The sequence below is a fragment of the Rhodopila sp. genome (genome assembly GCF_965277165.1).
Classification (GTDB): Bacteria; Pseudomonadota; Alphaproteobacteria; order Acetobacterales; family Acetobacteraceae; genus Rhodopila.
This window is the reverse complement of sequence record NZ_CBDICE010000005.1, coordinates 571,830-598,498: the sequence shown is the minus strand read 5'-3', so window position 1 is coordinate 598,498 and position 26,669 is coordinate 571,830. Positions and strand designations below refer to the sequence as shown.

General features: G+C 66.6%; 24 protein-coding genes. 14 read left to right on the top strand and 10 right to left on the bottom strand.

The window, feature by feature from the left end:
* Positions 1 to 59: 59 nt before the first annotated feature.
* The 5 genes from ppdK to ACQY4Y_RS03390 all read right to left on the bottom strand — a co-directional run bounded on the left by ppdK (position 60) and on the right by ACQY4Y_RS03390 (position 6,559).
* Positions 60 to 2,729 (bottom strand): pyruvate, phosphate dikinase, encoded by a 2,670-nt coding sequence (ppdK, locus tag ACQY4Y_RS03410; protein WP_428489150.1) that lies wholly within the window; start codon positions 2,727 to 2,729, stop codon positions 60 to 62.
* 11 nt (positions 2,730 to 2,740) lie between these two features.
* On the bottom strand, positions 2,741 to 4,921 hold the full coding sequence (glyS, locus tag ACQY4Y_RS03405) for a glycine--tRNA ligase subunit beta (protein WP_428489149.1): 2,181 nt from the start codon (positions 4,919 to 4,921) through the stop codon (positions 2,741 to 2,743).
* Between the two features lie 2 nt (positions 4,922 to 4,923).
* Positions 4,924 to 5,352 carry a type II toxin-antitoxin system VapC family toxin gene (locus tag ACQY4Y_RS03400; RefSeq protein WP_428489148.1) on the bottom strand — a complete coding sequence of 143 codons (429 nt, stop codon included), beginning with the start codon at positions 5,350 to 5,352 and terminating at the stop codon, positions 4,924 to 4,926.
* The gene (locus tag ACQY4Y_RS03395; RefSeq protein ID WP_428489147.1) at positions 5,330 to 5,593 is read right to left on the bottom strand and encodes a type II toxin-antitoxin system VapB family antitoxin; all 264 of its coding nucleotides are present in this window, start codon (positions 5,591 to 5,593) and stop codon (positions 5,330 to 5,332) included. The genes ACQY4Y_RS03400 and ACQY4Y_RS03395 overlap by 23 nt, the downstream gene beginning before the upstream one ends.
* A gap of 90 nt (positions 5,594 to 5,683) precedes the next feature.
* Entirely contained in the window at positions 5,684 to 6,559 is an 876-nt protein-coding gene (locus ACQY4Y_RS03390; RefSeq protein WP_428489146.1) for a glycine--tRNA ligase subunit alpha, read from the bottom strand.
* A 235-nt stretch (positions 6,560 to 6,794) separates the two neighbouring features.
* Between ACQY4Y_RS03390 and ACQY4Y_RS03385 the strand changes: the two genes are divergently transcribed.
* The 5 genes from ACQY4Y_RS03385 to ACQY4Y_RS03365 all read left to right on the top strand — a co-directional run bounded on the left by ACQY4Y_RS03385 (position 6,795) and on the right by ACQY4Y_RS03365 (position 11,655).
* Positions 6,795 to 7,424, top strand: coding sequence for a lipocalin family protein (locus ACQY4Y_RS03385; RefSeq protein WP_428489145.1), 630 nt, complete (start codon positions 6,795 to 6,797; stop codon positions 7,422 to 7,424).
* 162 nt (positions 7,425 to 7,586) lie between these two features.
* Entirely contained in the window at positions 7,587 to 8,015 is a 429-nt protein-coding gene (locus ACQY4Y_RS03380) for a hypothetical protein (protein ID WP_428489144.1), read from the top strand.
* A gap of 249 nt (positions 8,016 to 8,264) precedes the next feature.
* Entirely contained in the window at positions 8,265 to 9,236 is a 972-nt protein-coding gene (locus ACQY4Y_RS03375) for an SDR family oxidoreductase (RefSeq protein ID WP_428489143.1), read from the top strand.
* Between the two features lie 101 nt (positions 9,237 to 9,337).
* On the top strand, positions 9,338 to 11,134 hold the full coding sequence (locus tag ACQY4Y_RS03370) for an AlkA N-terminal domain-containing protein (RefSeq protein WP_428489142.1): 1,797 nt from the start codon (positions 9,338 to 9,340) through the stop codon (positions 11,132 to 11,134).
* Positions 11,131 to 11,655 carry a methylated-DNA--[protein]-cysteine S-methyltransferase gene (locus ACQY4Y_RS03365; protein ID WP_428489141.1) on the top strand — a complete coding sequence of 175 codons (525 nt, stop codon included), beginning with the start codon at positions 11,131 to 11,133 and terminating at the stop codon, positions 11,653 to 11,655. Before ACQY4Y_RS03370 ends, ACQY4Y_RS03365 begins: the two co-directional genes overlap by 4 nt.
* A gap of 116 nt (positions 11,656 to 11,771) precedes the next feature.
* On the opposite strand, the gene ACQY4Y_RS03360 is transcribed toward ACQY4Y_RS03365, so the two are convergent.
* The 3 genes from ACQY4Y_RS03360 to ACQY4Y_RS03350 form a co-directional block, all read right to left on the bottom strand.
* The gene (locus ACQY4Y_RS03360) at positions 11,772 to 12,455 is read right to left on the bottom strand and encodes an SOUL family heme-binding protein (protein ID WP_428489140.1); all 684 of its coding nucleotides are present in this window, start codon (positions 12,453 to 12,455) and stop codon (positions 11,772 to 11,774) included.
* Between the two features lie 133 nt (positions 12,456 to 12,588).
* A complete protein-coding gene (locus ACQY4Y_RS03355; RefSeq protein WP_428489139.1) occupies positions 12,589 to 13,560 on the bottom strand; it encodes a hypothetical protein in 972 nt (323 codons plus the stop codon).
* A 214-nt stretch (positions 13,561 to 13,774) separates the two neighbouring features.
* Entirely contained in the window at positions 13,775 to 14,671 is an 897-nt protein-coding gene (locus ACQY4Y_RS03350) for a LysR family transcriptional regulator (protein ID WP_428489138.1), read from the bottom strand.
* Positions 14,672 to 15,235: 564 nt separating this feature from the next.
* Between ACQY4Y_RS03350 and ACQY4Y_RS03345 the strand changes: the two genes are divergently transcribed.
* From ACQY4Y_RS03345 to ACQY4Y_RS03330, 4 genes are read left to right on the top strand one after another with little or no spacing between them, the layout of a single operon-like run.
* Entirely contained in the window at positions 15,236 to 16,600 is a 1,365-nt protein-coding gene (locus ACQY4Y_RS03345) for an ABC transporter substrate-binding protein (protein WP_428489137.1), read from the top strand.
* Between the two features lie 48 nt (positions 16,601 to 16,648).
* Positions 16,649 to 17,527: a branched-chain amino acid ABC transporter permease gene (locus tag ACQY4Y_RS03340; protein WP_428489136.1), complete on the top strand. Its 879-nt coding sequence runs from the start codon at positions 16,649 to 16,651 to the stop codon at positions 17,525 to 17,527.
* Positions 17,524 to 19,374, top strand: coding sequence for an ABC transporter permease subunit (locus ACQY4Y_RS03335; RefSeq protein WP_428489135.1), 1,851 nt, complete (start codon positions 17,524 to 17,526; stop codon positions 19,372 to 19,374). Before ACQY4Y_RS03340 ends, ACQY4Y_RS03335 begins: the two co-directional genes overlap by 4 nt.
* Entirely contained in the window at positions 19,361 to 20,080 is a 720-nt protein-coding gene (locus tag ACQY4Y_RS03330; protein ID WP_428489134.1) for an ABC transporter ATP-binding protein, read from the top strand. The genes ACQY4Y_RS03335 and ACQY4Y_RS03330 overlap by 14 nt, the downstream gene beginning before the upstream one ends.
* A gap of 271 nt (positions 20,081 to 20,351) precedes the next feature.
* Here the strand turns inward: ACQY4Y_RS03330 and ACQY4Y_RS03325 are convergent, their stop codons facing one another.
* Positions 20,352 to 21,272, bottom strand: coding sequence for an SDR family oxidoreductase (locus tag ACQY4Y_RS03325; protein WP_428489133.1), 921 nt, complete (start codon positions 21,270 to 21,272; stop codon positions 20,352 to 20,354).
* A gap of 104 nt (positions 21,273 to 21,376) precedes the next feature.
* Here ACQY4Y_RS03325 and ACQY4Y_RS03320 point away from each other — a divergent pair, with 104 nt between their 5' ends.
* The 3 genes from ACQY4Y_RS03320 to ACQY4Y_RS03310 all read left to right on the top strand — a co-directional run bounded on the left by ACQY4Y_RS03320 (position 21,377) and on the right by ACQY4Y_RS03310 (position 23,958).
* Entirely contained in the window at positions 21,377 to 21,946 is a 570-nt protein-coding gene (locus ACQY4Y_RS03320; protein WP_428489132.1) for a TetR/AcrR family transcriptional regulator, read from the top strand.
* 496 nt (positions 21,947 to 22,442) lie between these two features.
* On the top strand, positions 22,443 to 23,207 hold the full coding sequence (locus ACQY4Y_RS03315; RefSeq protein ID WP_428489131.1) for an SDR family NAD(P)-dependent oxidoreductase: 765 nt from the start codon (positions 22,443 to 22,445) through the stop codon (positions 23,205 to 23,207).
* Positions 23,208 to 23,355: 148 nt separating this feature from the next.
* Complete coding sequence (locus tag ACQY4Y_RS03310) at positions 23,356 to 23,958, top strand: NADPH-dependent F420 reductase (protein WP_428489130.1); 603 nt, start codon at positions 23,356 to 23,358, stop codon at positions 23,956 to 23,958.
* Positions 23,959 to 24,016: 58 nt separating this feature from the next.
* On the opposite strand, the gene ACQY4Y_RS03305 is transcribed toward ACQY4Y_RS03310, so the two are convergent.
* Entirely contained in the window at positions 24,017 to 24,472 is a 456-nt protein-coding gene (locus ACQY4Y_RS03305) for a GNAT family N-acetyltransferase (protein ID WP_428489129.1), read from the bottom strand.
* Between the two features lie 166 nt (positions 24,473 to 24,638).
* Between ACQY4Y_RS03305 and ACQY4Y_RS03300 the strand changes: the two genes are divergently transcribed.
* Positions 24,639 to 25,835: a CaiB/BaiF CoA transferase family protein gene (locus ACQY4Y_RS03300; RefSeq protein ID WP_428489128.1), complete on the top strand. Its 1,197-nt coding sequence runs from the start codon at positions 24,639 to 24,641 to the stop codon at positions 25,833 to 25,835.
* Complete coding sequence (locus ACQY4Y_RS03295; RefSeq protein ID WP_428489127.1) at positions 25,832 to 26,569, top strand: glutathione S-transferase N-terminal domain-containing protein; 738 nt, start codon at positions 25,832 to 25,834, stop codon at positions 26,567 to 26,569. The genes ACQY4Y_RS03300 and ACQY4Y_RS03295 overlap by 4 nt, the downstream gene beginning before the upstream one ends.
* Positions 26,570 to 26,669 lie beyond the last annotated feature (100 nt).

Here is a 26,669-nt window from a genome sequence, read left to right as displayed (position 1 = left end):
CGCCGGCCGGATGGTGCTGTCGATCGTGGCAGCGGTTGCGCGACAGTGCTGGCTTACTTTCAAGCCGTCCGATCCGCCGCCGCCCCCAAAGCCGCCTGCGCCGCCGCCAGCCGCGCCACCGGCACCCGGAACGGACTACACGACACATAGTCCAGCCCGACCTGCTCACAGAACAGGATCGAGGCCGGATCGCCGCCATGCTCGCCGCAGATCCCCAGCTTCAGATCGTTCTTCGCCGCCCGCCCTTTCTCCACTCCGATCCGCACCATCGCGCCCACGCCGTCCACGTCGATCGAAACGAACGGGTCCTTCGGCAGGATTCCGGCCTCGACATAATGCGGCAGGAACTTCCCCGCATCGTCGCGCGACAGGCCAAACACCGTCTGCGTCAGATCGTTGGTGCCAAAGCTGAAAAAGTCCGCCGCGCCGGCGATCTGATCGGCCAACAGAACCGCCCTGGGCAGTTCGATCATCGTCCCGACGCTGTATTCGATCTTGCTGCCGGCCTCGGCGAACACCTCGGCGGCGATCTTGTCCACCTGGGCGCGGGTGATCTCCAGTTCCTTCTTCATGCCGACCAGCGGGATCATGATTTCCGGGTGCGGCGCCTTGCCCATCTCCTTGGCGACCGCGATCGCGCCTTCAAAGATCGCGCGGGCCTGCATCTCATAGATTTCCGGATACGAAACCCCCAGGCGGCAACCGCGATGGCCCAGCATCGGGTTGGCCTCGGCCAGTTCGTCGGCGCGCTGGCGGATGGTGGCGATGTCGGTGCCCAGGCTGTCCGCCACCTCCTGCATTTCCTGGTCGGCGTGCGGCAGGAATTCGTGCAGCGGTGGGTCCAGCAGCCGGATGGTCACCGGCAGCCCGGCCATGATGGTGAACAACTGGCGGAAATCCTCGCGCTGGAACGGCAGCAGCCGGCTCAGCGCGGTGCGGCGACCGGATTCGCTGTCCGAGATGATCATCTGGCGCACCGCCAGGATGCGTTCCGGGTCGAAGAACATATGTTCGGTGCGGCACAGCCCGATGCCCTCGGCGCCGAACTTGCGCGCGGTCTCGGCGTCCATCGGGGTTTCCGCGTTGGCCCGCACCCCCATCCGGCGGTGCTTGTCGGCCCAGGCCATCAGCGTGCCGAAATCGCCCGAAACCGCCGGCTCGATCATCGCCACCGAACCGACGAACACCTCACCGGTGGCGCCGTCCAGGGTGATCACCTCGCCGGCTCGCACCTGCTTGCCGCCGGCCGCCAGCACCTGAGTGTTGTAGTCGACGCTGATGCCGCCGGCGCCAGCGACGCACGGTCGGCCCATGCCGCGCGCCACCACCGCGGCGTGGCTGGTCATGCCGCCGCGCGTGGTCAGGATACCCTGCGCGGCGTGCATACCGTGGATATCCTCGGGGCTGGTCTCGATCCGCACCAGGATCACCGACTCGCCCTTGGCGGTGCGGCTCTCGGCCTCGTCGGAGCTGAACACCACGACACCGGAGGCAGCACCGGGGCTGGCCGGCAGGCCCTTGCCCAGCAGTGTGCGCGGTGCCTTCGGGTCCAGCATCGGGTGCAGCAACTGGTCCAGCGAGGACGGGTTGACCCGCATCACCGCCTCGGCCTCGTCGATCAGCCCGTCGCGGGCCATTTCCACCGCCATGCGCAACGACGCCGCGGCGGTGCGCTTGCCGTTTCTGGTTTGCAACATATACAGCTTGTTCTGCTGCACGGTGAACTCGATGTCCTGCATGTCCTTGTAGTGGGTCTCGAGCTTGCCGCGCACCGCCATCAGTTCGCGATAGGCTTCCGGCATCGCCTGCTCCAGTGGGATCTCGCCCGGCTTGGCGACTGACGACGACAGCGGCTGCGGCGTGCGGATGCCGGCGACCACGTCCTCGCCCTGGGCATTCACCAGGTATTCGCCGTAGAACATGTTCTCCCCGGTCGACGGGTCGCGGGTGAAGCAGACGCCGGTGGCGCAGTCATCGCCCATGTTGCCGAACACCATCGCCTGCACGTTGACCGCGGTGCCCCACTCGGCCGGAATGTCGTGCAATCGGCGATAGGTGATGGCGCGCGGGTTCATCCACGATCCGAACACCGCCCCGATCGCGCCCCAGAGCTGTTCGTGCGGCTGCTGCGGGAACGGCTTGCCCGTCTCCTGATGCACCAGGTCCTTGTAGCCCTCGACCACCTGGCGCCAGTGCGTCTCGGTCAGCGCGGTGTCCTCGATCACGCCGGCGTCCAGCTTGGTGTGCTCGATCAGCTCCTCGAACCGATGATGATCGACCCCCAGCACCACGGAGCCATACATCTGGATGAAGCGGCGATAGGAATCCCAGGCGAAGCGCGGATCGTCGGCGGCCTTGCCCAGCCCCTCCACCGTGGCGTCGTTCAGCCCGAGGTTCAGCACGGTGTCCATCATCCCCGGCATCGACACCCGGGCACCGGAGCGCACCGAGACCAGCAGCGGATGTGATTTGTCGTCAAATTTCAGCCCGACCGCCTTTTCAATCACCTTCAACGCGGCTTCGACCTGGCCCTTGAGGTCGTCGGGATACTGCTTCTTGTTGTCGTAGAACGCGGTGCAGACCTCGGTCGAGATGGTGAAGCCCGGCGGCACCGGCAGCCCGATCGAGGCCATTTCCGCCAGATTGGCTCCCTTGCCCCCTAGCAGGTCGCGCATATCCGCTCGGCCTTCCTTGTGACCGGCGCCGAAGCTGTAAACCCACTTGGTCATGCGGACCTCACCTAGCCTTCAATTCGAGAGAAATCAGCGATCTGATCCATGATAGATCGGACCTGATTGAGCAAGCGCAAACGGTTGCCGCGCAATTCCGCTTCAGCGGCGTTCACCGTGACTTTTTCAAAGAATGCGTCCAACGGCCCGCGCAGCCCCGCCATTGTGCTCATGGCCGCGCCGTACGCCTCCTGCTCCAGCAGGCCCACCGCTACATGGCAAGCCGTCAGGGCTCGATCCAGGTCAATTTCGGCGGCTTCGCGGTAAAGCGCCGGCCGCGGCGGATCGTCGAATGGCCCATCCTTGCGCGCTTCGATCCGCAGAATATTTGCGGCGCGGCGGTAAGCGATGAGCAGGTTGGCGCCGTCCTCGCCCTGAAGCAATGCAGTTACCGCGTCGGCCCGAGACATACTCCGAACAAGATCGTCATCCCAATGAGCGGAGACAACTGCCTCCAAGACGTCATGGCGCAGCCCGTCAGATCGAAGTTGCACCCTTAGGCGTTCCTGCAGGAACGCTACGATTTCGAGCGCAACTCGGTCGGCTCGGAGGTCCGACCCGGGCACCATCGCTTGGTCTGGCGAAACTCCCTGCGCAGTCGAACCTCCGCTAAGACCGCTCCGCCTCGCTTGTTCCCGAGCTAGGTCTGACTCCCGTCGTTCCTGGATGCGGATACTCTCGTATATCGAAACAACCGCACTCTCACATAGATCCAGCAATCGGAGGCGAAGGCCGTTCTCGCGAATGATGCGGATCACGCCCAGCGCGGCGCGCCGCAACGCGTACGGATCTCCGGAGCCGGTCGGTTTCTCGCCGATCGCGAACAGCCCGACCAATTGATCCAGCTTGTCGGCCAGCGCCACGGCGATCGACACCGGCGCGGTGGGCGCCGGTTCGCTGGGTCCGCGCGGCGCGTAATGATCGCGGATGGCGTCAGCAACCGGGGCCGGTTCGCCGTCGTGTAGCGCGTAGTAGCGCCCCATCACGCCCTGCAGTTCGGGGAACTCGCCCACCATGCCCGACACCAGGTCGGCTTTCGCCAGCTCCGCGGCCCGTGCGGCGATCGCCGGATCGGCACCGACCAGCGGCGCGATCGCCGCGGCAAGCGTCCTCAGCCGACGCACCCGCTCGCCCTGGGTGCCCAGCTTGGCGTGGAACGTCACCTTGTCCAGCGTCGCGATCCGCTGGTCCAGCCTTGAGGCGCGGTCAAGGTCCCAGAAATGCCTGGCATCGGCGAAGCGGGCACGCAGCACCCGTTCGTTGCCGGCGATGATCGCGGCGCCGTTGTCCTCGGCCTGGATGTTGGCGACGAAGCCGAACCACGGCGCGGCGGCGCCATCCGCGCCGCGCAGCGCGAAATAGCGCTGGTTCACCCGCATCGAGACCTGCATCACCTCGGGCGGCAGGTCCATGTGCGCCTCGGCGATGCGGCCCAGATGCGGCACCGGCCATTCCACCAGCCCGGCGACCTCATCCAGCAGGCCGGCATCCGCCACCACCGCCATTTGCTGTTCCGCCGCCAGTCCGGCGAGCCGTTCGGCGATCACCCGCTTGCGGTCGGCGGCATCCACCAGCACGCGATGGTCCGCCAGCTTGTCGCGCCAGTCGGCCGCGGAGGACACGGCGAAGGCGCCGGGCGCGTGGAAGCGGTGACCCTCGGTCAGCGCGGCGCTGGCCAGGCCGTGGCCGTCGTCGGCGCCGTCGCGCAGATCGAATGGCACGACCGCGCCATCCAGCAGACAGATGATGCGGCGCAGCGGGCGCACCCAGACGAAGCCGCTGCCGGCGCCCCAGCGCATCGATTTCGGCCAGGCAAAGCGGCGTAGAAGGCCCGGCATCGCCCGGGCGATCAACTCGGCGGCGGACACCGCGGCGGCGGATCTGTCCAGCACCCAGTAGTCGCCGTCCTGACGAAGCTGATCGCGACGGGCGTTGTGCTTGCGCAGGAACCCGGTCAGCGCCTGTTCGGGGGCGCTGGCCCGCGGGCCGCGTTCGGTCGAGGCGGCCGAGGCGACCGCGGCGGCGACGTCGGCGCGGAGTGCGATGCGGCGCGGGCCGAACCAGCTGACGATGTTGCCGGGGGTGATGGCGGCAAACGCGGCGCTCATCGCCCGTTCCAGTTCGGCCGCGGCGCCGCGCTGCATGCGGGCGGGGATTTCCTCGCTGAACAGTTCCACGAACAGTTCGGGCATGGTCAGTCTTTCAGCGCCGGCTCGATGTCGGTCTGGGCGAAGTCGTCGCCCTTGAACAGCAGTGGCTCGCGGCTTTCCTTGGCCAGCGCGTAGGCGAAGCAGTCGCCGTAGTTCAGCCTGGCGGGATGGACGCCGCGGCCGTAATCGGCATGCGCGACGCGGCATCGATAGGCCATTTCAACCGACACCGGCACGAGCTGGATGCGCAATTCCTCGATCAAATCCTCAAACCGAGCCTTGGCCCGGGGATTCTGGCGGGAGTCGACAACCATGGCTGCCTCGACCCAGTTGGCAACCGACATCCGCAACACGGGCGCACCGACCATGGCGGCGAGGATACGCGGCTCTTCCGGCTCATCGAAGATGATCGCAAGCAACGCAGAACTGTCCACGATCATCGGGCCATGCTCACCGGGGAAGACCCGTCTCATCGTCATACAGCCAGCTGTGATCGGAGGACGGCAGCTCACCACCCATCGCGGCCCGCATATCGGCGGTGATCGCCCTGATCCGCCGAATCCGCTCGTCGCGGCTTTGGGTTTGCAGTTGCCGGTCCAGCCGTTCACGCAAAGCCTCGGTCACCACCGTGGTCAGGCTTTCGCCGGTCAGTTCAGACAGGCGGGACGCAAGGTAATAGGCGTCCTCGCTTTTGATGTTCAGCTGTGTGCCCATGGTGTCGCCTTGGTAGAATAAGCCCCGTGAGCGGTAGAATTAGAACATCGGCTTGGGAATGTCATGTGCCGCTCAGCCGGTTTCGCCGGTTTATGCCACCTCGCCAGCCACCCAGGCCTCGCAGCAGCCTTTGGCCAGCGCCCGCACCCGGCCGATATAGCTGGCCCGTTCGGTGACGCTGATCACGCCTCGGGCGTCGAGCAGGTTGAACAGATGGCTGGCCTTGATGCACTGGTCGTACGCCGGCAGCGCCAACTCGTGCCGCAATAGGGCGGCGCACTCCGCCTCGGCGTCGGCGAAGTGGCGGGACAGCACGGCGGTATCGGCGAACTCGAAATTGTAGGCGCTGTACTCGCGTTCGGCGCGCAGAAAAACGTCGCCGTAGGACACCCCGGCGGCATTGAAATCCAGGTCGAAGATGTTGTCCTTGTCCTGCACGTACATCGCCAGGCGTTCCAGCCCGTAGGTCATCTCGAAGCTGGGCAGGGCGACCGGGATGCCGCCGACCTGCTGGAAGTAGGTGAACTGGCCGACCTCCATGCCGTCGCACCAGACCTCCCAGCCCAGGCCCCAGGCCCCGAGCGTCGGGCTTTCCCAATCGTCCTCGACGAAGCGGAAATCGTGCAGCAGCGGATCGAGGCCGATCTCGCGGTACGACGCCAATAGCAGTTCCTGCGCGTCGGCTGGGCTCGGCTTCATGATCACCTGGTACTGGTAGTAATGCTGCAGCCGGTTGGGGTTCTCGCCGTAGCGGCCATCGGTCGGTCGGCGGCTGGGCTGCACGTAGGCGGCACGCCACGGCTTTGGGCCAAGGGCGCGCAAGGTGGTTGCCGGGTGGAAGGTGCCGGCGCCCATCTCGACATCATAGGGCTGCAGGATGACGCAGTCCTGCGCTGCCCAGAACCGGTGCAGGCGCAGGATCAGGTCCTGGAAGCTGGGGCCGGCGGCGTTGGTGATGGCGGTCATCGTGGTCCCCGCGGCGTGGTGCTGACCGGCGGGCTGCCGCTGTCCCGCCGCCGGTCAGCTCGCAGGGGTCGGGTCGCAGGGGTCGGGTCGCAGGGGTCGGGCACGCAGGCGGCAATGGCGGTCAGCGAGGCCGCATTAAGCATCCCCACCGATCCGCGGCAAGCCGGGCGTGCAACCGGCGCCCGGGCCATTGGTTTATGATCCGAACCGCTGGCCGGTCCGTAACGAAGGTCACATGTCATCCAACAGACGAACGCTGGCCAAACCAACCCTGGCCAAAGGTAAAATGACCCTGCGCCACCCGACGGCGCGCAAACTGGCCGTGCTAGCGATCGCGGTGCTCGGGGTGTCCGCCCTGGCCGCCTGCGGCAGCAACTCGCCGCCGCTGACGCTGGCACCGAAAGTGGACCTGGACCGCTACGCCGGGCGTTGGTACGTGATCGCCAACATTCCCTATTTCGCCGAGAAGGGTAACGTCGGCAGCTACTTCGACATCAGCTTCCAGGCCGGCGACAAGCTGACCGACGTTTACACCGCGCATCCGAAGAGCTTCGACGCGGCGACCAAATCCTACACCTTGAAGGGCTACGTGGTGCCCGGCACCGGCAATGCCCGGTGGCGGGAAAGCCCATTCTGGCCGTTGTACTTGTCCTACCTGATCCTGTATGTCGATCCGGACTACCAGACCGCCCTGGTCGGCTACCCGGGCCGAGGCTACGGCTGGGTGTTCGCCCGCAAGCCGGTGATCGACGATGCGACCTACCAGTCCCTGCTCGGCCGGATGCGGGATAAAGGTTACGATATCAGCCAATTCCGCCGGGTTCCGCAGATTGCCGCGCAAATCGGCAATCCTGGCTTCCAATAGACACCCCAAGCGGTCTATGTGCGCCGCGCCGGAGCGCTGGCACGACTCGGTCGTGATCGGTCACGGTTCGACAGGTTAGGACGAGGCGCAGGCGATATGACCGATAAGCGGGTAGCCCCTGGTGCGGGCGACAAGCGGCACGGGCCGGGTACCATGCGGTGCATGACCGTGCTTTCGACGACCGCACTTTTGATCAGCGTCCTGACGCTGGGCGGCTGCTTGCAGAACGCCGGTCAGGCGTCCGGCCCACGGGTCTACGCCGCCGACCTGGTCGGCGCGGCGAAGGCCTGCGAGGTGGGCAAGGTCACCCCGATCGCCGGCGCCGGGTCCGAGACGGCGATGAAACTGGCCAATGACGGCGGCTGGTGCGCCATCAGCGTGCATCAGGAAGGCCCCAAGCCGTTCGAGGCCGGGTTGCTGACGCGCCGCCCGGACCACGGCAACGTGCTGATCCACGAGGTCGGGGCCGAGACCCGGATCGATTACACGCCGGATCGCGGTTTCACCGGCAGCGATAGCTTCGCGGTCAAGCTGATCCCGGGCGGGGCCAGCATCCGCACCGCGGTGACGGTGACGGCAAAGCAGGGCTGAACGGGGCGGCGGCAAGCATTTTCGGCGTGGCCGCGCAGTGATCCGGACCGCGCAGTGATCCTGGCCGCGCCGTGATTGGGCATGCTGAAAATGCCCTGACGCTGGGTTTGATACGCTGATTCATGCGCCGTGATTGTTCCGCCGAGCGTGATCACGCCCTGGCCGATTGACGAATGACAGCGCTGCGTTCAGACCGCAAGCCCGTGCCGCTGCCCCGGCCGTTGGCCAGAGCCGTCAGGAGGTCACCAGATGAAGGATTTCGCCGGCAGGATCGCGGTTGTGACCGGCGGCGGCACCGGAATGGGCCGCGAACTGGTGCGCCAACTTGTTGCCGAGGGCTGCAACGTCGCGATGTGCGACGTCTCGGCCCGGGCGATGGCTGAAACCACGCGGCTGTGCCAAGCCGCCGGGCTGCCGCAAGGGCTGCGGCTGAGCAGCCATGTCGCCGATGTCTCCGACGATGCGCAGGTGCGGCGGTTTGCCGCCGAGGTGGCGGATCGGCAGGAAACCGACAAGATTCACCTGCTGTTCAACAACGCCGGCATCGGCGGCGGCGGCAGCCTGTTCAGCAACAGCCGCGAGGAATGGGAGAAGACCTTCAACGTCTGCTGGGGCGGGGTCTATCACGGCACCCGCGCGTTCCTGCCCATGCTGCAGGCCGCCGAGGCGGGCCACATCGTCAACACCAGCAGCGTCAACGGGTTCTGGGCCTCGATCGGGCCGAAGGTGCCGCACACCGCCTATGCCGCGGCGAAATTCGCGGTCAAGGGCTTCACCGAGGCGCTGATCACCGACCTGCGGATGAATGCGCCGCATATCAGCTGCTCGGTGGTGATGCCGGGCCATATCGGCACCTCGATCGTCGCCAACTCGCGCAAGGTACAGGGCGGCCACGATTCCGACGAGATCAGCCCGGCCGAGATCGACACGGCGCGGGCCCGCATGGCCTCGGCGAGGCCGGACGCGGCGTCGATGTCGGACGACGATGTCCGCGCCATGATGACGGAACGGTCTCGCCGCTTCATCGAGGACGCGCCGATGACCGCGGCGGCGGCGGCAACGGTGATCCTGGACGGGGTCAAGGCCGACCGCTGGCGGATCCTGGTGGGTGAGGATGCCCACACGCTGGACCAACGCGTCCGGCAATCGCCGGAACGCGCCTACGACATCGATTTCTTCGAGCAGACGGCGGCCGAGATCGGCTGGCGCCTGGGGACGTGAGTGCTCCCGCCGGAACCCGGCGGCAATCAATCAGGTCCGAAAACGGCCAGACGCGTCCACCGACGCGTGCCAGAACCAGGCACAAATCGGAGGGCGTGAACGTGACCCAGCCAGCAAACGGCACACCGGAGCAGGCCTGCCCCGGGATCGAGGCGGCGAGCGAGCCGGGGATCGAGGCGACGATCCACGCGGGGCGGCTCGATCTCGATCACGACGCCTGCTATCGCGCCATCGCGGTGCGCGACGCCCGCTTCGACGGGCGGCTGTTCATCGGGGTGAAGACCACCGGGATCTATTGCCGGCCGATCTGTCCGGCGCGCACCCCTCGGTCGGAGAATGTGGTGTTCTTCCCCACCGCGGCGGCGGCGCACGAGGCCGGGTTTCGGCCCTGCCTGCGCTGCCGGCCGGAGACCTCGCCCGACCTCGGTGCCTGGCGCGGCGCGTCCAACACGGTGTCGCGGGCGCTGGCGCTGGTCGAGGCGGGGGCGCTGGACGAGGCCTCGGTGGATGCCCTGGCTGGCCGCGTCGGGGTGGGTGAGCGGCAGTTGCGTCGGCTGTTCCAGCAGCATCTGGGCGCCTCGCCGGTCGCGGTGGCGCAGAGCCGGCGGGTGCTGCTGGCGAAGCAGTTGATCCACGAGACCAGGCTGCCAATGACCGAGGTCGCGCTGGCCGCCGGATTCGGCAGCCTGCGCCGGTTCAACGACACCTTCCAGGCGCTGTTCAAGCGCCCGCCGACGGCGCTGCGGCACTGCGCCGGATCGGATGTCTCGGCTGGCCCGGAGGGCGAGATCAGCTTGTTGCTGCGCTATCGGCCGCCGTACGACTGGCCGGCCATGCTGGATTTCCTGCGGGCGCGGGCGATAAGCGGGGTGGAGAGCGTGGACGGAGATGTCTATCGCCGCACCATCGGGCTGGGCGCGCAGCAGGGCACCGTCTCGGTGCGTCCGGCCGGCGGCAACGCGCTGCGCGCGACGGTGCGGTTTCCCGTTCTGTCGGCGCTGCCTGGGATCATCGCCCGGCTGCGCCGGGTGTTCGACCTGGCGGCCGATCCGGATGCGATCGCTGAGCAACTGGTGAAGGACCCGAGCTTGGCGCCGCTGATCGCCGCAAGGCCCGGGTTGCGGGTGCCGGGCGCCTGGGACGGGTTCGAGCTGGCGGTGCGGGCGGTGCTGGGACAGCAGATCACCGTTTCTGGGGCGATCCGGCTGGCGGCTGGGCTGGTGCAGCGGTTCGGCGCGCGGCTGGAGCCTCCGGACCGGGCGTTGACCCACGTGTTTCCCGATCCGGCGATGCTGGCGGGGGCCGATCCCGCGGCGATGGGCATGCCGCGCAGCCGCGGAGCGGCGTTGCTGGCGGTGGCGGCGGCGGTGGTGGCCGACCCGCAGATCTTCGCCGCCGGGCGCGGCCTGGAGCAGGCGGTGGCGCAACTGCGGGCGCTGCCAGGCATTGGCGAGTGGACCGCGCAGTATATCGCGATGCGCCAGTTGCGTGAGCCGGACGCGTTTCCGGCGGCCGATATCGGGCTGCTGCGGGCGATGGCAGACTCCGATGGTGTGCGGCCGACGGCGCGTGCGCTGCTGGCCCGAGCGGAGGGGTGGCGGCCGTGGCGGGCTTATGCGGCGCAGCATTTGTGGGCTGGAGGCGCTCGTCAGGGAAGCACGATGGGTCGGGGTGTGCTCGAATCCGCGGTTCACGCGCCGGATCCCGGACGCTCCGCGGCCCTGGATTCTGGACGCTCCGCGGCTCCGGATTCTGGCCGCTCCCCGGCTCTGGATTCTGGCCGCTCCGCGGCTCTGGATTCTGGCCGCTCCGCGGCTCTGGATTCTGGCCGCTCCGCGGCTGGGGGTCCTGGACGCTCCGCGTTGGGCGCCCCCGCGCGGGCGGGTAGCGGCGCATGAGCGGCGAACAGTTCCACATCGAGAATGTGGCGACGCCGACCGGGCCGATGCTGCTGTTGACCGATGACGCGGACCAGGTGCGATCTTTGGAGTGGGAGGATCACACGGCGCGCATGCACCAATTGCTTCGCCTGCACTATGGCGAGGTGGGGCTGCGGCCGCGGCGCGGGGCGTCGGCGGCGCGACGGGCGGTGGAGGCGTATTTCGCCGGCGACCTGGGGGCGATCGGGTGGCTGGCGGTGCAGACCGCCGGGACGGTGTTTCAGCGCGAGGTGTGGGCGGCGCTGCGCACCATCCCGGTCGGGGAGACCACGACCTATGGCCGGCTGGCGATCCGGCTGGGCCGGCCCGCGGCGATGCGGGCGGTGGGGATGGCGAACGGCGCCAACCCGATCGGCGTGATCGTGCCCTGCCATCGGGTGATCGGGGCCAACGCCGCGCTGACCGGCTATGGCGGCGGCATCGAACGCAAGCGCTGGCTGCTGCGGCACGAGGGCGCGATGGCGAAGTCCCTGCTGTGAACCGCGGCCCCCGGCGAAGTCGCTGTTGTGAACCGCGGCCCTCGGCGAAGTCGCTGCCTTGAACCGCGCCCCCGGCGCGGGCGCTGGCTGGCGGGGCGCGATGGCGGCGTTCGGGCCTATTTGCCGACGGTGACCGCGACCTCGTTGCGGCGCAGGAAGGGGATGGTGAACGGCGGGTCGTAGTTGAGCTGGAACACCTCGCCTTCCGGCTTCCAGGAGGTCTTCGCCAGGATCTGCTTCAGTTGCGCGGCTTTCTGGTCGCGCGTCGCCTGGGTGGCGATTCCGCTGTAGCGAAGCGCGGCGATGGTGGTGGCGGGGATCCGCACCAGGTGCAGGCGCGGGTCGAGCGGTGCCGGGGCGCCGGCCTCGGCCACGGAGTGGGGCAGGAAGAAGCGCATGGCGACCTGGTCGCCCGTGCTGGTGGTCTGCACCGGCACGGTCATGGCGATGCGTTCGGACCGGCTCTGCGCCTGGGTCTGCGCCTGGGTCTGCGCCTGGGTCTGCGCCTGGGTCTGCGCCTGGGTCTGCACTGGGGCGGTCATGGCGATCTTCTGGTCTCGCTGGTTGGCCCCGGTGATGTAGCGGAACAGCAGGGTGAAGGCTTCGCTGGCGGCCTTGCCTCGGTCGGGGTCGTCGATCGTGGCCTGGACCGCCAGGCTTGGATCGTAGTGGCGGATTTCGGCGCCGTGGCCGAGGGTCTGCACCACCGCGTAGTGCGGCTGTTCGTAGGGGAAGCGAAGCCCGACCACCGAGGTGAGGGATTCGGCGAAGGTCAGCAGGTAATAGAAGAAGCCGGACATCCGCGAGCCTCCTGAATGGGCCCCAGAGGTGGGTCTCGGGTGGCGGATCGGCAATCGCGTTGGATCAGGAATGATGCGTCCGGTGGCGCCGCGGATGGGACGCCCGATCGGTCGGCGGCAGCCGGCTGTTGGGTCAGGCCGGGTTCGGCGTTGCGGCGCCGAGGTCACCCGGTCTTGGGCGGGGCGGCGGGTGGCCTGAGCGTAATTCGACGGCGCAGTGGTTCAGCGCCCGGATCCGGGTTTGTGCTGTCTGACGCTCGTCCGGGGGCAGGTGATCGAGGTCGGCGGCAAATTCGGCGGCCACCACGCTCATTGCATTGGCCCAGAGCTGCTGGATCTCGGACGCGCTGGGTTCGGATTCGGTCGCGGCCAGTGGCGAGCCGGGTGGCGAGCCGGGCGAGGCGGGTGGCGGTGGCGGATTGGCGTCCTCTGTATCGGGCGGGACGGGCTTGGAGCTGGTGCGAGCGGGGCGGTGGGCGTGTGCGCCAAGGTCGGCCGGAGCCGGGGATGGCGAGGCGGGGGATGGCGCGGCGTCGGGTGGCACGGCGGAGAGTGGCGCTGCGTCGAGTGGCGAAAAAGGGGCTGGCGAGACAGCGGCTGGCGAGGCGGGGAGCGGCGCCGCGGAGGGTGGCGGGGCGGGAGGCCGGTGGTCGGGGCGCGGCGGCTCGCGGTGCGGCGGGTTGGGCCTTGGCGGGTTGGGCCGTGGCGGGTTGGCGGGCGGCGCCGGGTCGGCTTTCGTCGTGGCCGTCAGCACCAGGCGGTTGCGCTCGGCGGTGCGGGCGGTGCTGTTGGCACTGCCACGCAGGCGCAGGACCATTGGCAGCGACAGGTCGTCGGCCATCGACCGGCAGACCGAGTCGGCGGCGCCGAGGCTGAAGGTGATGATCTGCAGAATGGTCAGCAGGTCGGCCTTGGTGCGGCCCCGATAGGAATCGATCGTCGCCAGCGCGGCCATGCGGGCGAAAGACAATTCGCCGCCGGCGGCGGTGATGAACAGCGGCATCAGAAGGCTGACGACGTAGTTCAACAGGATGTCGGCGGGATCGAACCCGAGCGGTTCGCCACCGGCTTCGGTGGGGGGTGATGGTTGCTGACATGCCGGCACGCTCTTGAGGAGTTATTAGGTTTATTTACCTTATATTATCGGGTTTTGTCAAGGAACATTTCCTAGCGCGGGCCGTATCGGGTTGGATCCGGCTTGACCGCGCGATGACCTTGCGGGGTCGCCTCATGGTCGTCGGCGTTCGGGAGGGATTTGCCAGGTCGAGGTTCGCCATCCAAGCGGTGTAGCGGCGAGCCTCGTCGTCGACCTGCCGCCATCAGTCGCGGACATAGGACAGTCCCGCGAGAAGCGGCGCGTGCGCGGCAAGCCTGCGGGATACGAACTCGGTGAAAAGCCGCACGCGCTTCGTCTTGCGCGTCTCGCCCTGGGTGAGGAGCCAGAGCGTTCCGAACAGGCGCAGGGCAGTGCCTGGCGCCCTCACCAGCGACGGGTCGAGGTCGCCGACGAAGCAAGGCAGCGTCGTCATCCCGACCCCCTGCCGGACCGCGGCGATCTGCGCCCCGGCGTCCGTGGTCCTGAACGGAACGTCGGTGGTGGCAACCTCGGCCGTCCGCGCCCAGTCCGAGACGCCGTGATCATTCCTGACGATCCACCGGATGCGATCAGCCGCCGGGGCGCGCCACGCGGCAAGCAGGTCGTGGGCGATGTAGACAGCGCCGAACAGCTCGGGTCCCTTCAGGCCGTGAATATTGAGCGGCAGGGTGTTGCGGTCGTAGACGACGCGGATCGCGACGTCGGCCTGCCGGTTGGTCAGATTGACCGGCTGGTCCAGGGACAGGATCTCCATCTCGATCTCGGGGTGAAGCCGCGCGAAGTCGGCGAAGTCCGGCATGAGCAGGTGGGTCGCGAGGACCGGCGCCAGCGTCACCCGCAGAAGCCCGCGCACGCTCTGGTCGCGGCCAAAGACGCGCGTCTGCAACTGGTTCGACGACGCTTCCATCTGCTCCGCAAATTCGAGAATCTCCTCTCCGGCATCGGTCAGACGGTAGCCCGAAGGCAGCTTCTCGAAGGTGTGCGCCCCGAGGCGTTCCTCCAGTTGGGCGATGCGTCGCAGCACGGTGGAGTGGGTCACCCCGAGGCGCTCGGCGGCGGCCCGGACCGAGCCGCTGCGCGCGACGGCGAGAAAGTATCGGATGTCGTCCCAGTCGATCATGTGGTGCGATCCTGCACCGCGAGGTGCGCTTTCTAAAAAGCCCGGGTCCAGCCATCGAACAGCACCACGCCATGGCGTGTCTCTGCACATTGGGCTTTTGAGCTACCCCGGGTCGCCCCGGGCCGGGGGGTTTGGCGCGGAACAGCCGGTTCCGATCGAGGTCAGGCCTATGTCGGCCCGTCAGGCGTTCCGAGTGGAGGACGTTCGGCACATGCGGTGCCAGCCCGTTTCCGCTCGAAGACGCGATATGACCGTTGTTGAGCGCAGACCCGGCGCACCAGCAGTCGCGCCGGCCGTAGCGCGCGGCGGCCGGAGCGACCGAGGCCATCATGCGCCGTTTCACACTGCGCACGTCTCACCAAGAAGTTATCTCACGGACTGGAAACCTCAATGCTGGCGCGGAATCCAGAGGCTATAGTGCAACACTGACGTTGCTACTTGCGCGGCCGTGACGATCAAAGTGCTTCTACCCTCTCCCCGGCGCCTCGACTTGGCGCCGGGGAGAGGGTGCGTAACGAATAAAGTCCCGCCTTTGGTGGATAAATAAAAACAGGGAGAGCAATCATGGACAGAACCGTCAAGGGCGGCGGATCCCGCATTGTTACGCGGCGCGGCATACTCAAGACCGGCATCGGCGTTGGTGCGGCCGGACTGTTAGTTCCGTTAGCGACACCGCACGTCTGGGCCAAGACCTATCCCAGCATGGGCACCTACCCGGCGGGAGTAGAGGGCAAGACCGTCTTTGCCGCCGGCCTGTTCCCACTGACCGGACCCTACGCGTCGTTAGGGAATGACGAGAAGCTTGGCTTCCAGCTTGCCATCGACCATCTGAACAACGGCAGCCCGGTCACCGAGGCGATCGCCTCGCTGAAAAAGGGCGGCGGCCTGTTGGGCAAGAAACTCGAATCCGGTATCGCCGACAGCCAGACCCACTCCAACCCCGCGGTTCAGGCGGCCTCGCGGTTCATCGAGGAGAACAAGGCGATGGTGATGACCGGCGCCATCAGCAGCGCCATCGCCGTCGCGCTGGAGGAGTTGGGGCAGCGCAAAAAGGTCATCTACATGGGGGACGTCACCGCCTCCAACGCGACAACCGGCAAGAACTGCCAGAAGTTCGGCTTTCGGCTGATGCCGGACGCCTATATGGCGTGCGAGGCTCTGGCGCCGGTCCTTTCCAAGGCTCTCGGCCGCAACCTCAAGGCGGCCTATCTGGTGCCGGATTACACCTACGGGACGAGCATGTACAGCTCATTGACCGAGGCCTTCGGCAAATTCGGCTGGACGACCGCCACCGAACAACTGGCGCCGATCGGCACCACCGACTTCACCAGCTACCTGCTGAACATCGCCAGCAGCGGGGCGGACGTGATGTTCAACGTAATGGTCGGCGCCGACGAGGTCACCTCGACGGAGCAGGCCGTCCAATTCGGCATCATGAAGAAGATGAAGTTCGTCATTCCGGGCATGAGTCCCTTCATTGAGAAGCCGCTGGGTCCGGAGGTCCTGGGCGGGATGTATGGCGAGGTGCCGTGGTATTGGGGCTTTCAGGAGCAAAATCCGCTGGCCAAAGCCTTCGTCGCGGATTTCCATAAGAAGTTCAATTACATACCACGCTACTGCGCGGCCATGTGCTACAGCAGCATGATCATGTGGGCGGACGCGGCGGAGCGCGCGGGCACGTTCTACGCGCCCGAGGTGATTTCGGCGCTCGAATCCGGCTTCAAGGTGGACACGATCGCCGGGAAGGTATGGTTCCGCGGTGCGGACCACCAGGGCGTTAGCCCAGCCTTTATCTTACAAGGCAACCACAAGTCGGAAATAAAAGGAGAAGCCGACAACTACAAGTTGGTCGAAGTCGTACCGGGCGAGAAAATAATGCAGCCTCTTGAGGACAACGGCTGTCACATGCCAGCGGTCACGGCGGCCTGATCCGATCGTGTCGCTTCGTTCTCAACAGGCAGGCTGGGTGCAAAACTGATGCCGCCGGTTGCATTACTCGTTTCGCAAGCCTTCAGCGGGTTTGCGTTCGGCACCCTGTTGGCGCTGATGAGCAGCGGGTTGACGATCATTTTCGGCACGCTCGGGTTTGTCAATTTCGCTCACGGCGCGATGTTCATGCTTGGGGCCTACACGGCGTTCGTCGTGTTGGCCCACACGCATTCGTACATCCTGGCACTGGCGGCCGGCGCCCTGGTCCTGATGGTCGTCGCCGTCGTGCTCGAACGCGGGCTGCTGCGCTTCTTTTACACACGGCCGCCGGAGGACCAACTGCTGGTGACATTCGGCCTCTCGGTGATGCTGATCGAGGCCATACGATATTTCTTTGGCAGCGACAGCCAGCGGGTCTCGCAACCGGCCTGGGGCGACGGGATCGTGAACTTTTGGAATTTGTTCTACTATCCGCTCTACCGTGTCGAGGTCATCGGCATCGCCGCGGTGTTCCTGCTCGCACTCTATCTGCTGCTGTACCATACCTCGCTGGGGCTGATGGTTCGGGCGGGCATCGAAGATCGGGTGATGGTCGGCCTGCTTGGCATCGACGTGCGCCGGATGTTCCTGGTCGTGTTTGCGATCGGAGCGATGGCGGCCGGCGTCGCCGGCGTGATCTTCTCGCCGCTGTCCGCGGTGATCCCCGACATGGGCACGCCGTTCCTGATCCAGGCCTTCGTCGTGGTCGTCATCGGCGGCCTTGGATCATTCGGCGGCGCCATCGTCGGCGGCATCGTCGTCGGCGAGCTGCTCAGCCTCACGACGGCGTTCGCTCCGGACTATGCCCAGGTGTCGATCTATCTCGTCATGGCACTGGTCCTGGTGCTGCGACCCCGCGGTCTGTTTGGGGCGGTGGGGCGGATATGAGCGCAAGCGTTGACGTGCGGCGCGGCAGGCGCTGGCTTCCCGAGATCATCGTTGCGCTTCTGCTGATGGTCTTACCGTTTGGTTTTTTCTCCGCATTCTCTTCGGTCGATCTGCTAAGCCGCATCCTGGTGTGGGGCCTGTTCGGCATCGGCTTCGACCTGCTGTTTGGCTACAGCGGGCTGTTGTCGTTTGGCCAGGCAGCGTTCTACGGCACCGGCGGCTTCGTGACCGCGTATCTGCTGACCAGCCACACGCTGACCAGTGTCTGGTTGGGGATGCTTGCCGGGGTCGTGGCGGCGGCGCTGTTCGGCCTTCTTGTCGGGTATTTCGCGCTGCGGCGTGTCGGCCTTTACTTTGCGATGATCACGCTCGCCTTCGCCCAATTGTCGTTCTTTGTGGAAAATTCCCCGCTGGCACGGTGGAGTGGCGGCGAGAACGGCCTTCCCGGCATCCCGCCCCCAACCATTCATCTTGGGTCGTTCGTGTTTTCGTTCGACGAGGGCTGGCGGATCTACCTGTTGATCGCCACGCTGTTCTTCCTCGGTTATGTATTGGCACGCTCCATCGTGCGCTCGCCGGTCGGCGCGGTGTTGACCGGCATTCGCCAGAACGCGGACCGCACAGCCGCGCTCGGCCATTCGGTTCCCGGCTACAAGCTCTCGGCGTTCGTGCTGGCCGCTGCCTATGCCGGCCTCGCTGGGACATTGCTGGGCATCTTTCAAAGCTACATGCCACCCGGTGCGTTTTCCATCGACACGTCGGGCCAGGTCGTGTTCCAGACCGTGATCGGCGGTGTCGGGACCTTGCTCGGTCCTACGATTGGCGCCGCGGTGTGGCTCTTTCTGCGCGCCGAGCTGCAGCAGATTCCCGGGGTCGGATCGCTGTGGATGTTCATCCTGGGCGCCATATTCGTTCTGCTGGTGACGCTGTTGCGCAAAGGGCTCTACGGCACGCTTGTCGCCTGGTGGCAGTCGCGGCTTGCGGTGCCGGCGCCGGAGCCGGAACCACGCCCGAGGGCCGTCATCCGACCGCATCCGGTCATGGTGCCCTCGACGCCGCCCTCGGCGGCCGGCGCCGCGGCAGCGCCGGCGTTGGAGGCGCGGTCGGTCAGCAAGAATTTCGGCGGTATTCGGGCCGTGTCCGACGTGTCGCTGGCGGTGCCGGCGGGCGAAATCTACGCCGTGATCGGTCCCAACGGCGCCGGCAAGACCACGTTCCTGCGCATCCTGGCGGGTGAAATGGCGCCGACCAGCGGCCACATCCTGCTGCGTGGGCAGGACATCACCGGCCGCGACGTCACCGCGATCAATCAGGCGGGGATGGCCAAGAGCTACCAGATCAACCAGTTGTTCAACGATCAGACGGGCCGCGAGAACCTGCGCATCGCGGCGCTTGGGCGCCATCGCGGTAGGTTGCGCTTCGACGTGTTCCGCGCCGCCGACAGCATTCCCGCGGTCGAGCAGTCGATCGCCGAGCTGGCCGATGAACTCGGGCTCGCGGCAAGTATCGACCGGCCGGTGGCGACGCTGGCCTATGGCGAAAAGCGCCGCATCGAACTGGGGCTTGCCCTGGCGACGCTGCCCTCGGTGCTGTTGCTCGACGAGCCGCTCGCCGGTCTTTCGCCGGGCGAGCGGCAGGATGTCATTCGGCTGATTCGGAGTCTCGCCAAGGGCCGCACGATCGTGCTGGTCGAGCACGACATGGACGCGGTCTTTGCGCTGGCGGCGCGCATCATGGTCATGCACGAAGGCCGCCCGCTCGCCGAGGGCACGCCGTCGGAAGTCCGCCAGGACCCGCATGTACGCCGCGCCTACCTGGGAGGGATGGCAGCGCATGTCCATGCTTGAGGTCGAAGCGATCAACAGCTTCTACGGCGATTCGCACGTGTTGTTCGATATCAGCCTGGAGGTTGCAGAGCACGAGGTCGTGGCGCTGCTGGGACGCAATGGCGCCGGGAAGACCACGACGCTGAAGACGATCGCCGGGGTGCTCAGTCCCCGCTCGGGCTCGATCCGCTTGGCCGGCACGCCGATTCACGGGCTGACAAGCCATCTCATCGCGCGCCGTGGTCTGCAGCTTGTGCCGGAGGAGCGGCGCATCTTCATCACGCTGACGGTCGAGGAAAACCTGCGGCTTGCGGCGCTGAACGCGGCAAAACCCAGGCCAATCGAGGAAATCTTCGACATTTTCCCGCGCCTGCGCGAGCGGCGTCGTGCCACAGGCGGCACACTTTCCGGCGGCGAGCAGCAGATGCTGGCGATCGCCCGCGCGCTGATCCGCTCGCCGCAGCTGATGCTGCTCGATGAGCCGTTCGAAGGTTTGGCGCCGGTCATCGTGGAGGAACTCGTGGCGCTGTGCGGCCGGCTTGCTGAGGCTGGCTCCACGATCGTCATTGTAGAGCAAGACGTGCGCGCGGCGCTGATGCTGGCGCGCCGGGTGTATGTGCTCAACAATGGTCACGTCGCCTTCGAGGGAACGCGCGACGAGCTGCTGGCCGACCCGGAGATCACCAGCCGCTATCTCGGTATCGGCCTCGAGACCGAGGAGCCGTAGGATCGGCTGGGAGGCGCATCGGCAAATCTGGAACGCACCCGGCATCGAGCCAGCGCCACCCGCAGAAGCCCGCGCACGCTCTGGTCGCGACCGAAGACGCGCGCGTCTGCAGGTGGTTCGACGACGCTTCCATCTGCTCCGCGAATTGGAGAATCTCCTCCCCGGCATGGACGGCCCAGCCGGGGCAGGGTTCGGCGTGGAACAGCCGGTTGCTACCAAAAACAGTCACTTGCGCGGCAGAACCTCAGTTCTGCAAGCAGCCATTGACCGTTCAGGTCGCTGGAGATACCGAGCTGAACAAGCCTGTCCGGTAATATTCCGAGCGGTCGATATCCGAGATGATTCCCATCTCGCCTGGCTCCCATCCGAGAACCGCCCTGGTCTCCGCGCTGGAGGCGGGACCATTGCCCGCTACCCACATCGCCAAGCCGCCGAAATGCGTCGCGGCTTGTTCAGGCGTCAGCGACTCAGCGGGCAGGCCGAACTGCCGGCCGATCGCCTCGGCGATCAGCCTGAACGGCACGCCCTCGGCAACGGCATGGAATGCCTCGTTCCGGCCGCCCCGTTCAAGGGCAAGGCGGAAGACGCGCGCGGCATCCAGCCGGTGCACCGCTGGCCAGAGGTTTTGTCCGTCCTCGACATAGGCGGAAACGCCCTTGTCGCGGGCTATGGCGGCAAGCATGGGGACGAAGCCATGGCGTTCGCCAACGCCGTGGGCCGAGCGCGGAAGGCGGACCACGGATGCCCGCAGCCCGCGCTCGGCAAGCGCGAACGCGGTCTGCTCCGACGCGCGTGGAAATTCAGCGATGACGGGCGGCCTGGCGTCTTCCGTGAACGTCTTTCCGCGTGGCAGCAGGCCGAAGCCGCCGGTCACGACGATCGGCCGGTCCGAACCGGCGAACACCTCCCCAAAGGTCTCGATCGCCTCGCGGTCCTCCTTGCTCAGTTCGACGATTTTCGCGAGGTCGAGACCGAATGCCGTGTGAATGACGCCGTCGGCATCGCCGGCGGCTTGCCGTAGCACGTCCAGATCGCGCAACGAGCCTGATAGCGGCGTGCCGCCACAGGCGGCAAGCGCCTCTCTGTTCTGCTTCGAGCGCACCAGGCCGACGACGGAATGGCCCGCATCGATTAGTTCACGAACTATCGCCGACCCGATCCAGCCGGTCGCTCCCGTCAGAAACACGCGCATGCTAAAGCTCCTTGACCATGGCGGGCGAAAACTTGATTTCGCCACAACGTCAGTTACTGACATGGGGGTATGTCAGTAACTGACAATAGGGAGCTGGCGGGTCGGTGGCGAAAGGCGAGGACGAGGTACGCGTTCGCCTGCAAGCGGCGGCGTTGGAGTTGTTCCGCGAGCGCGGCTACGACCGAACCACGGCCGCCGAGATCGCGGCACGGGTCGGCGTGACGGAGCGGACCTTCTTTCGCCAGTTCCCGGACAAGCGGGAGGTCCTGTTCGATGGCGAGGCCAAGTTGCGAGCGGCGCTGACGGCCTCGATAGGTGACGCGCCCGCCGGGCTCGGACCGCTCGACACGCTGTTGCGGGCATTTCGCTCGCTCCAGCCGGTGCTTGAAGCCAACCGGCCATTCTCGAGGCCGCGACACGAGGTCATCTCCGCCACGCCCGCACTTTACGAGCGTGAGTTGGCGAAAACGGCCGCGCTGGCCGATGCGCTTGCCGCCGCGTTGCAGGCGCGAGGTGTCGCGGAGCTGCGAGCCGTTCTTGCGGCGCGGACCGGAATGGCTTTGTTCGTGCAGGCGACGGTCTCCTGGCTCGACGATCCTGGGCAAGGTCTCGGCGAGCGTCTCGATCTCGGCTTTCGCGAGCTGAAAGCGCTTTTGGCCGAAAGCGAGCACTGATCCGTTGGTCGGACTGCCGTCCGCGGCGGGTTGGCTGGTTCAAAGGTCCGCCGATCAGCCTGGCGCACGTGCGGCGAGTGGCCCACGCGGACGTTCGCGCAAAGCGATGAAGTTTATGGGGTCGTTCGAAAGGCGTTGACGGGCGATCCCGTGACCGGAGGCACACCGCGGGGATTGACGCCAGGCGGCTGCTCGAAGGGGACCCACCCTGCCGGGCGATAGATCATTTTCAGCATGACCGCCCACCGCGATCATGCTTTAGCAGTGCGGATCAGTGCGGAGCAGGAACCACTTTCTCAACTGGAGAGGTCGTCGATCGCGGGGGCTGTAACGTCCCGCCGGAACCGGTCGGAAAACGCACCACCGATGACGAATTTTGCAGACTGAACGACAGGTTCGTCGCGATCCAACTGATCCGCAGGTCCTCGGCTGGAAAGCGTTGTCGGGCACCCCGCCAGGCCCGAGCGATCCGGCGCCGCAAACGGAAAGAAGAGTCATGTCGAGATTGCAAGGCAAGGTCGCGGTGATCAGCGGCGGGAGCAGCGGCATCGGGCTCGCCATCGCGCGGCGGTTCGTGAAGGAGGGCGCCCACGTGTTCATCTTCGGTCGACGCCGGACCGCGCTCGACGAGGCGGTGAAGCTCATCGGCGTGCCGCGAATAAACGACAACGTCACCGCCATTCAGGCGGACGCGTCCAAACTTGAGGACCTCGACCGGGTCGCTGACGTGGTCCGGAGCGTGAAGGGGAAGGTGGACGTGGTGGTGTCCAGCGCCGGCGTGACCGAGCAGGTTAAGCTGCGCGAGGTCACGCCGGAACACTACGACCGCGTGTTCGCCTTGAACGCCAGGGCGCCGCTGTTCCTGGTGCGGAACTTGCTGCCGATGATGGGTGGCGGAGGATCGATCATTCTGGTGTCCTCGGCGATGCATACCATGGGCCTGGCGAACCACTCGGCGTACGCTGCCACCAAGGCGGCGCTGCGTTCGTATGTCCGGACCTGGGCGGCCGAGTTCAAGGACAGCGGCATCCGCGCCAACACCTTGAGCCCAGGCGTGATCGACACGCCGATGCTCGACGATCAGGCGAGCTCGCCCGAGCATGCCGACGAAATTCGCAAGGGTTACATCGCTTATACGCCGATGGGCAGACTTGGGCATCCCGACGAGATGGCCGCGGCGGCGCTGTTCCTTGCCTCGGACGAGAGCTCGTTCATGACCGGCGCCGACATGGTCGTCGACGGCGGCGTGTCCAACGTCTGACGAAGGTGATCCGGGCCGAGTGATCCGGGGCCGACGGCGTCGGCCGTCCAGCACCGACGCCTTGCCGCGGAGATCACGGCGCGGATCGGTGCCGCGTTGGTCGCGGTCCCGAACTGAGTTTGCTGCAACAATCGATACGGAGATCAAAATGACATACGCCATCATAGGCGCCGGACCGGTGGGCGCGACGCTTGCCCGCTGCTTTGCCGCGAAGGACATTCCCGTGCTGATCGCCAATTCGCGCGGCCCCGAAAGCCTCGGCGAACTCACCGCCGAACTCGGTGCGAGCGTCAGGGCGGTCACGGTCGAGGAAGCTGTCGAAGCCGATACCATCCTCGTCACGGTCGGAGCGGTCGCTTTCAAGGATGTCGGTGCGATGCGGCCGAACTGGTCGGGCAAGATCGTCGTCGACGTGACGAACGGCTTCATGCTGTCGCCGGAGGTGCAGCAGGCCGAATACCAAGGACGGCTCACATCCGAGGTCAACGCGGACCGTGTTCCGGGGGCCAAGCTTGTCAAGGCGTTCAATCAACTGCCGGTCAAGATTCTCGCCAGCCCGTTGCCCGATGATGTCGGTCGACGAGTGGTGTTCGTCTCGAGCGACCATGAGGATGCGAGTGCGACCGTCGCGGCTCTTGCGGAGAGCCTTGGCTTTGCAGCGATCGAAGTCGGCAAGATTGCCGACGGCGGCCGCCTGATCCAGGCGCGGGCGCCCCTGGTGTTTCAGAATCTCATCAAATACCCGATGTAGGTTGGCCGAAAGGCGACGGGGTAGTCTGGTGGGTGGGTATGAAACCTGCTGTCAGCCGTTAAGACAGTTCACGCCGCATCAAGGCGAAAGGTTTGCCGTTGTGTCGGATCGTCTCGGCGGTGCGCCACCCGAGCCGCGCGTAGAGACGCTCCGCGGTGTTGGTGTAAAGCCAGAGCGTCGCAATCGATACCGACCGGGCATGGGCTTCCACCTCGGTGACCAGACGGGCGGCATGACCCTGACCCCTTGCATGGCGGACGACGAACACGCCGGCGAGCCACGGAGTCAGTTCGGGTCGGTCGTCCAGATCGTGCGCGACCAGGCTTGCGGTGCCGACTGGCTCGCTGCCGACGAGCAGGATGAAGGTCCTGGGCATCGGCCGTTCGCTGACCGATCGCCTGACCGCGTCGAGCAGCCGGTCGGGCGACTTGTCGGTGTGGCGCCAGAACGCATCCCACAGCCAGCGCGCCACCAGGGGTACCAGGTCGGGGGTGGTTGTGACCGAGATCGACATCGCGATGCATACCTCTTGGCGGTTGCAGTATGCGCGCCGGCGGGCGTTCATGCATCTTCATTGGTGGCGATCCGGACAGGGGCGATCCGGCCGGCGGGCGTGCCGGCGGATTTGCGCGGCCTGTCAGCGACCCATATTCTGCGCTGAACCATCGCAAGGACACGCCATGCCCGGCCCGCTGCACGGCTTCCGGATCGTTGACCTGACCTCGATGATCTCGGGTCCGTTGGCGACCATGATCCTGGCCGACCAGGGGGCCGACGTGATCAAGGTGGAAAACCCCGATGGCGGGGACCATACCCGCGCCGCCAATAACCGCCGCAACGGCTTCTCGGCTTCGTTCCTCAATAACAACCGCAACAAGCGTTCGGTGGCGCTGGACCTGAAGAACCCAGCGGCGCGCGAGGCGCTGTTGCGGCTGCTGGCGACCGCGGACGTGCTGGTGCAGAATTTCAGGCCCGGCGTGGTCGAGCGAATGGGGCTGGGCGAGGACGCAGTGCGCGCGGTGGCGCCGGCGATCGTCTATGTTTCGATCAGCGGCTTCGGCGAGACCGGGCCGTATGCGCAGAAGCCGGTGTATGATCCGCTGGTTCAGGCGGTGTCGGGGCTGGCCACGATCCAGGCCGGATCGGACGGCGAGCGGCCGCGGCTGGTGCGGACCATCATTCCCGACAAGCTGACCGCCTACAACGCCGCCCAGGCGATCACCGCGGCGCTGCTGGCGCGCGAACGGACCGGCCCTGGGGAGCCCAAGGGCCAGCACATCCGGCTGTCGATGCTGGATGCGGTGATCGCCTTCCTGTGGGCCTCCGACATGGGCAGCCAGACCTTTGTCGGTGAGCAGATCCCGCAGCAGCAGGCGGCCAGCTTCATCGACCTGATCTATGAAACCGCGACCAGCCCGATCAGCGCCGCGGTGCAGACCAACCGCGAATGGGTCGCCCTGACCGGCGCGCTGGATAAGCCGGAATGGCTGGATGACCCGCGCTTCAAGACGCCGGCACTGCGCCAGCGCCACATCGATGAACGACTGATGCTGACCCAGGAGGCGTTGCGCGCCCGCTCGGCCGAGTATTGGCTGGACCGGCTGACGCAAGCAGGGGTGCCCTGCGCGCCGGTGCTGACCCGTTCGGCGATGCTGAGCGATCCGCAGGTCATCGCCAACGGCATCATCGAGGAGACCGAGCACCCGACCGCCGGGCAGCTGCGCCAGGCGCGTCCGGCGGCTCGGTTTTCCGTCAGCCGGGCCGGGTCGGCTCGGGGCGGCGCGGCGCTGGGCGAGCACACCGTCGAGGTGCTGGCGGAACTGGGCTACTCGGGCGAGCAGATCGCGGCGCTGGCGGCACGGGAGCAGGCGGCATGATCGACTTCTATTACTGGCCCACTCCGAACGGCTGGAAAGTCTCCATCATGCTGGAGGAGACCGGGCTGGCGTACACCCTGAAGCCGGTGAATATCGGTGCCGGCGACCAGTTCAAGCCGGACTTCATGGCGATCAGCCCGAACGCACGGATGCCGGCGATCGTGGATCACGATACTGGCGATCACGATACTGGCGATCACGATACTGGGGAGGGGTCGCTGCCGATCTTTGAATCCGGCGCCATCCTGATCCATCTGGCGGAAAAGTCGGGCCGGTTGATGCCGACCACGGCGAAGGGTCGCAAGGAGTGCCTGGAGTGGCTGTTCTGGCAGGTCGGCAACCTGGGTCCGATGGCCGGGCAACTGAGTCACTTCGTCAACTATGCCAAGAGCGTGCAGGCGGGCGATCACCTGTATGCGCATCAGCGCTACGCGGGGGAATACAATCGCTGCCTGGGCGTGCTGGAGCGGCGGCTGCAGGGGCGCGAGTTCATCCTGGACGAGTATTCGATCGCCGATATCATTTCCTGGCCCTGGGTGCTGATCGCCAAGCCGCTGGGGCAGTCGCTGGAGGAGTTTCCCAACGTCTCGCGCTGGCGCGAGCTGATCAAGGCGCGCCCGGCGGTGCAGCGCGGGGTCGATCTGGCCAAGGACCTGCGGCGCGGCGGCCAGCACAGCGAGCAATCGCGGAAGATCCTGTTCGGGCAGACCGCGGGTTCGCTGGGCGGTGGGTGAGCAGGGGAGGCCGGCAGCGGGATTGACGGGTTTCTGTGGTCTTTGGGCAGGTCCCTGCCGCAGGGTTCGCGGGACGTGACCGCGACCGCAGACGACCCGT

Bases quoted from the DNA above. Each gene is read 5' to 3' on its own strand.
- ppdK (WP_428489150.1), bottom strand. From the start codon at position 2,729: ATGACCAAGTGGGTTTACAGCTTCGGCGCCGGTCACAAGGAAGGCCGA.
- glyS (WP_428489149.1), bottom strand. From the start codon at position 4,921: ATGCCCGAACTGTTCGTGGAACTGTTCAGCGAGGAAATCCCCGCCCGC.
- ACQY4Y_RS03400 (WP_428489148.1), bottom strand. From the start codon at position 5,352: ATGAGACGGGTCTTCCCCGGTGAGCATGGCCCGATGATCGTGGACAGT.
- ACQY4Y_RS03395 (WP_428489147.1), bottom strand. From the start codon at position 5,593: ATGGGCACACAGCTGAACATCAAAAGCGAGGACGCCTATTACCTTGCG.
- ACQY4Y_RS03390 (WP_428489146.1), bottom strand. From the start codon at position 6,559: ATGACCGCCATCACCAACGCCGCCGGCCCCAGCTTCCAGGACCTGATC.
- ACQY4Y_RS03385 (WP_428489145.1), top strand. From the start codon at position 6,795: ATGTCATCCAACAGACGAACGCTGGCCAAACCAACCCTGGCCAAAGGT.
- ACQY4Y_RS03380 (WP_428489144.1), top strand. From the start codon at position 7,587: ATGACCGTGCTTTCGACGACCGCACTTTTGATCAGCGTCCTGACGCTG.
- ACQY4Y_RS03375 (WP_428489143.1), top strand. From the start codon at position 8,265: ATGAAGGATTTCGCCGGCAGGATCGCGGTTGTGACCGGCGGCGGCACC.
- ACQY4Y_RS03365 (WP_428489141.1), top strand. From the start codon at position 11,131: ATGAGCGGCGAACAGTTCCACATCGAGAATGTGGCGACGCCGACCGGG.
- ACQY4Y_RS03360 (WP_428489140.1), bottom strand. From the start codon at position 12,455: ATGTCCGGCTTCTTCTATTACCTGCTGACCTTCGCCGAATCCCTCACC.
- ACQY4Y_RS03350 (WP_428489138.1), bottom strand. From the start codon at position 14,671: ATGATCGACTGGGACGACATCCGATACTTTCTCGCCGTCGCGCGCAGC.
- ACQY4Y_RS03345 (WP_428489137.1), top strand. From the start codon at position 15,236: ATGGACAGAACCGTCAAGGGCGGCGGATCCCGCATTGTTACGCGGCGC.
- ACQY4Y_RS03340 (WP_428489136.1), top strand. From the start codon at position 16,649: ATGCCGCCGGTTGCATTACTCGTTTCGCAAGCCTTCAGCGGGTTTGCG.
- ACQY4Y_RS03335 (WP_428489135.1), top strand. From the start codon at position 17,524: ATGAGCGCAAGCGTTGACGTGCGGCGCGGCAGGCGCTGGCTTCCCGAG.
- ACQY4Y_RS03330 (WP_428489134.1), top strand. From the start codon at position 19,361: ATGTCCATGCTTGAGGTCGAAGCGATCAACAGCTTCTACGGCGATTCG.
- ACQY4Y_RS03325 (WP_428489133.1), bottom strand. From the start codon at position 21,272: ATGCGCGTGTTTCTGACGGGAGCGACCGGCTGGATCGGGTCGGCGATA.
- ACQY4Y_RS03315 (WP_428489131.1), top strand. From the start codon at position 22,443: ATGTCGAGATTGCAAGGCAAGGTCGCGGTGATCAGCGGCGGGAGCAGC.
- ACQY4Y_RS03310 (WP_428489130.1), top strand. From the start codon at position 23,356: ATGACATACGCCATCATAGGCGCCGGACCGGTGGGCGCGACGCTTGCC.
- ACQY4Y_RS03305 (WP_428489129.1), bottom strand. From the start codon at position 24,472: ATGTCGATCTCGGTCACAACCACCCCCGACCTGGTACCCCTGGTGGCG.
- ACQY4Y_RS03300 (WP_428489128.1), top strand. From the start codon at position 24,639: ATGCCCGGCCCGCTGCACGGCTTCCGGATCGTTGACCTGACCTCGATG.
- ACQY4Y_RS03295 (WP_428489127.1), top strand. From the start codon at position 25,832: ATGATCGACTTCTATTACTGGCCCACTCCGAACGGCTGGAAAGTCTCC.